General features: G+C 67.4%; 4 protein-coding genes and 1 pseudogene. 2 read left to right on the forward strand and 3 right to left on the reverse strand.

The genetic code is table 11. The features are described from left to right. On the reverse strand, positions 1-311 hold a 311-nt coding region (locus tag ACXJKR_RS24140; protein WP_457324974.1), incomplete at its 3' end, for an ABC transporter permease subunit. 13 nt (positions 312-324) lie between these two features. Continuing rightward, the gene (locus tag ACXJKR_RS24145) at positions 325-1248 is read right to left on the reverse strand and encodes a branched-chain amino acid ABC transporter permease (protein ID WP_056196256.1); all 924 of its coding nucleotides are present in this window, start codon (positions 1246-1248) and stop codon (positions 325-327) included. 303 nt (positions 1249-1551) lie between these two features. Between ACXJKR_RS24145 and ACXJKR_RS24150 the strand changes: the two genes are divergently transcribed. Beyond that, a complete protein-coding gene (locus ACXJKR_RS24150; protein WP_457324975.1) occupies positions 1552-3432 on the forward strand; it encodes a sensor histidine kinase in 1881 nt (626 codons plus the stop codon). Further along, on the forward strand, positions 3425-4765 hold the full coding sequence (locus ACXJKR_RS24155; protein WP_457324976.1) for a sigma-54-dependent transcriptional regulator: 1341 nt from the start codon (positions 3425-3427) through the stop codon (positions 4763-4765). The genes ACXJKR_RS24150 and ACXJKR_RS24155 overlap by 8 nt, the downstream gene beginning before the upstream one ends. On the opposite strand, the pseudogene ACXJKR_RS24160 reads toward ACXJKR_RS24155, so the two are convergent. Continuing rightward, positions 4762-5002 (reverse strand): annotated as a pseudogene (locus ACXJKR_RS24160) (amino acid ABC transporter substrate-binding protein); the annotation flags it as partial. The gene ACXJKR_RS24155 and the pseudogene ACXJKR_RS24160 sit on opposite strands and share 4 nt — an antisense overlap.

The following is a 5002-nucleotide window of genomic DNA, read 5'->3' on the forward strand; positions in this document are numbered from 1 at the left end:
GGGATGACCAGCCACAGCGGCGAATGCAGGCCCGTCGGGAACGCGGCCTGGATGGCCTCGAAGTTCTCGCTCAGGTGCGGGCTGGACATCAGCGCGAACATGTAGGCGCCGACCGCGTAGAAAGCGACGTAGCCCAGGTCCAGCAGGCCGGCATAGCCAACGACGATGTTCAGCCCCAGCGCCAGCAGCACGTAGAGCAGCGCCAGGTCGATGATGCGGACCGGACCATTGCCGAGCTGCTGTGCGAACAACGGCACAACGAGCAGGCCGATGGCGGCCGCGAGGAAGGTGAAGATTTTCTTGGTGTCCATGTCTTGTCTCCCTTCAGGCGCGATCGGCCACACGCTCGCCGAGCAGGCCCGAGGGGCGCAGCGTCAGCACGAGGATGAGGGCGACGAAGGCGAAGATGTCGGCGTAGTGGCTGCCCAGCACGCCACCGGTCAGGTCGCCCAGGTAGCCTGCGCCGATGGCCTCGATGAGGCCGAGCAGCACGCCGCCCACCACCGCGCCGGCCAGGTTGCCGATGCCGCCCAGCACCGCGGCCGTGAAGGCCTTCAGCCCGGGCATGAAGCCCATGGTGTGCTGCACGGTGCCGTAGTTGGCCGCCCACATCAGGCCGGCCACTGCGGCGAGCGCAGCGCCGATGACGAAGGTRGTGGAGATGATGAAGTCGGGCTTCACGCCCATCAAGCCGGCCACGCGCGGGTTCTCGGCGGTGGCGCGCATCGCGCGGCCCAGCTTGGTGTAGTTCACCAGGTACATCAGGCCGGCCAGGATGCAGACCGTCAGGCCCAGGATCAGGCATTGCGTGACGGTGATGACGGGGCCGCCCAGGTCGAACGGCGTGGTGGGCAGCAGCAGCGGGAAGGGCTTGGGGTTCGGCTTCCAGATGATCATCGCCAGCACCTGCAGCAGCAGCGACATGCCCATGGCGGTGATCAGCGGCGCCAGGCGCGGCGCGTTGCGCAGCGGCCGGTAGGCGATCTTCTCAACTGCGTAGTTCAACGTCGCGCAGACGACGATGGCGGCGGCCAGGCCGATCAGCATCAGCAGCCAGCCGGGAATGCCGGAATCCGCCAGCAGCGTGACCAGCGTCCAGCTGACCATGGCGCCCACCATCAGGATCTCGCCGTGGGCGAAATTGATGAGGTTGATGATGCCGTAGACCATCGTGTAGCCCAGGGCGACGAGGGCATACATGCTCCCCAGCACCAGGCCGTTGATGATCTGTTGAATCAGAGTCTCCATGAGGGCTCCAGGAATAATTGTTGGGGCGCAGCATGCGCCAAGCGACCCGGGATAAATCGCAACCCTCGTGCCAATCAAGACGTTTCAAGGGTATTCACCGACGGTATGAAACCCTCGACCGTTTGATCCGTCCCCAGAGGGTGACCCTGGTCAGATTTCACGAGTGTCGACCAGCAAAAACTGGGCGGAAATCCGCACAAACCGCAGCGACTGCGAGCGGTTCTCCGCCAGCGTCGAAAAAACTGCTGCAGGCGCTGTCGTGCGCGCCATCGCATGGGCAAACTACACGGCCCTGCCATGGTTGTGACTGCCTCTCTTCGCCCGCGCGCGCTGCGCCTCCTCCGCCTGCTGAGCCGGCCGGGCTTCCATCTCTTCCTGACAGGCTTGCTGATGGTGCTCGGCTTCGTGCTCGCGCACCGCATCAGTGAACGCAGCGGYCGCGAGCAGTTGTCGGCACTCAGCACCGAGCGGCTGGAGCTCTATGCCTCCAACCTTGCTGCCGAGCTGGGCCGACACGCCTCCCTGCCCAGCTTGCTGGCCATCGCGCCGACGCTGCAGGCCCTGATGCAGGCGCCGGGCGACGAAGCGACCCGCCGGGCCGCCAGCCAGATGCTGGCCCGCGTCAATGTGCGCGCCGGCACCCACCAGATCTTTGTCGCCGACGCCAAGGGCCAGGTCTTGTCGGCCAGCGAAGCGCTGACGCCGCCGGCGCGGCTGGCCGAGRCCCTCGCCCAGGGCCGCACCCACTTCTTTGCCGCCGATGCCAACACCGGCAGCACCGACTTCTATCTGCTGCACCCGCTGCGCGGGGCCAGCCAGGTGTCATCGGCGGGAGCGGGTGATATCCCGCTCCGGGGCGTCATCGTCGTGCGCTTCAACCTCGCGCCACTGGAAGCGACGTGGATCGACCTCGGCCTGCGCTCGCAGAACGAACGCATCCTCATCGCTGACGATCAGGACGTCGTCATCATGAGCTCCGTGCAGGCCTGGAAGTACGCCGTGCTGGGCCACGCCGACCCGTCGCGCCGCCAGGCCCTGCAGGCCAGTGCGCGCTACCCGCAGGCCATCGGCCCCAACCTGGACCTGCCGGCTTCGCTGGAGGTGCACCAGGGCCAGCAAGTCAGCCTGCCTTTGCCCGGTGCCAAGCCCATGCTGGCGCAGCAGCGCCAGATCGTGCCGCTGGGCCTGCGCCTGGTGGCTCTGTCGGACCTGACCGAGGTGCGCCAGCGCGCCCAGCTCGCGGCCTGGGGCGGTGCAGCGTTTGGCGCCAGCATCGGCCTGCTCGTGCTCTATCTGTCGTCGCGCCGGCGCGCGCTGCGCCAGCTCACCAAAGCGCAAACGGAGCTGCAGCAGGCCCACGCCCTGCTCGAACAACTGGTGGACAGCCGCACCGCCGAGCTGCGCCAGACCAATGACGCGCTGAAGACCCAGATCGCCCAGCGCCTGCAGACCGAAGGCGAGTTGCTGCAGGCCAGCAAGCTTGCCGTGCTGGGTCAGATGTCGGCCGGGCTGTCGCACGAAGTCAACCAGCCGCTGACCGCCTTGCGCGCGCTGGCGCGCAACTCGATCCGCTTGCTGGAAGCCGGCCGCCAGGACGCGGTGGCGACCAATCTGCAGCTGATGGACGACATGGTCGAGCGCATGAGTCAGATCACGCGCCAGCTGAAGAGCTTTGCGCGCAAGGCCGATGAGCAGGTCACAGGCGCCGTGTCGCTGCTGGACTGCGTGCGCAACGCCCTGCTGCTGCTGGAGCACCGCAGCCGCGCGCTGGATGTGCAGGCCGAGATCGAGGTGCCCGCCGGCCTGCGCGTGCGGGCAGAGGCCAACCGGCTGGAGCAGGTGCTGGTCAACCTGTTCGGCAACGCCATTGACGCGATGCAGAACGAGGCCGAGCGCCAACTCCGCGTGCAGGTCATCGCACAGGATGGCGGGCGCCGCGCCCTGATGCGCGTGCAGGACAGCGGTGCCGGTGTCGGCGAGGCAGACCTGCAGCGCCTGTTCGAGCCCTTCTTCACCACCAAGCCCGCTGGCGAAGGCCTGGGGCTGGGCCTGGTGATTTCAGCCAAGATCGTGCACGAGTTCGGCGGCACGCTGCGTGCCCAACGCCTGGAGCACGGCATGAGTTTCGAGTTCGACCTTGCCGTCGAAACCTGGGCGGCAGTACCGGAGACGAAAGATGTTTGAAGGCTACAAGGTCGTGTTCGTCGAGGACGACCTGCCGGTGCGGGTCAGCCTCACGCAGACGCTGGAGCTGGAGGGCTTTGCCGTGCAACCTTGCCGCACGGCCGAGGAAGCCCTGCCCCACATCCAGCCCGGCGCACCCATCATCGTCATCACCGACGTGCGCCTGCCCGGCATGGATGGCCGCGCGCTGCTGGCCCATGTGCAGGCCACCGACGCGAGCATTCCCACCATCCTCATCACGGCCCACGGCGACGTGACCATGGCCGTGCAGTCCATGCGTGCCGGCGCCTACGACTTCATCGAAAAGCCCTTCGCGCCCGAGCGCCTGCTGGACGTGGCCCGCCGCGCCCTGGACCTGCGCACGCTGCGCCACTCGGCCGACGAGCTGCGCACGCAGCTGCAGCGCGCCAACGGCATCGAGGCCGCGCTGCTGGGACAGTCTCCGGCCATGCAGCAGCTGCGCCGCCAGGTGCTGAATCTGGCCGGCACCTCGGCAGATGTGCTGATCGTCGGCGAGACCGGCACCGGCAAGGAGCTGGTGGCGCGCTGCCTGCACGACCAGAGCGCGCGCCGCGACCGCCATTTCGTTGCCATCAACTGCGGCGGCCTGCCCGAGGCGCTGTTCGAGAGCGAATTGTTCGGCCACGAGCCGGGCTCGTTCACGTCAGCCGCCAAGCGCCGCATTGGCAAGATCGAGCATGCCAACGGCGGCACACTGCTGCTGGACGAGATCGAGACCATGCCGATCGCGCTGCAGATCAAGCTGCTGCGCGTGCTGCAGGAGCGACGCATCGAGCGCCTGGGCTCCAACGAGGAGCTGCCGATCAACGTGCGCTTCATCGCCGCCAGCAAGTCGGACCTGCGCGAGCAGGCCGCCAAGAACGAGTTCCGCAGCGACCTTTATTACCGACTCAACATCGCCACGTTGACGCTGCCGCCGCTGCGCGAGCGCCGCGAGGACGTCCCGCTGCTGTTCCAGCACTTTGTCGTGCAAGCCTGTGCGCGGTACGAGCGTGCCGCGCCCGAGTTGACGCCCGAGAAGCTGCGCGAGCTGATGGCCCATGACTGGCCCGGCAATGTGCGCGAGATCCGCAACGCGGCCGACCGCTTCGTGCTGGCACTGGACGACCTCGACCCCCAGGCCGCGCTGCAGGCCGTGCCGGCGCTGAACCTCGCGCGGCAGATGGATCTGGTCGAGAAGACGCTGATCGAACAGGCCCTGCGCCGCAGCCATGGCAAGGTGCCCGCCGCGATGGAGCTGCTGGGCACGCCGYGCAAGACGCTGTACGACAAGCTGAACCGACACGGCATCGTGCTGGATGCCTTCCGCTAGCGGTACTTCTCAGGATCGGGCGAATCCGTCGGGTTCGCAATGACGCGGCGGAAGGCCGCGCTCATCGGCAGCTTCAGGTTCAGCCCCTGCGACGGCAGCGGCGACTCGAACCAGCGGCGGTAGATCGCGTGGATCTCGCCGCTGCGGTAGAGGCTGTGCAGCACCTCATCCACCAACGCCTTGAACTGCGGATCATTCTTGCGCAGGCCGATGGCATAAGGCTCCACGGTCAGGGCC

The organism is Roseateles sp. P5_E11, from assembly GCF_054049355.1.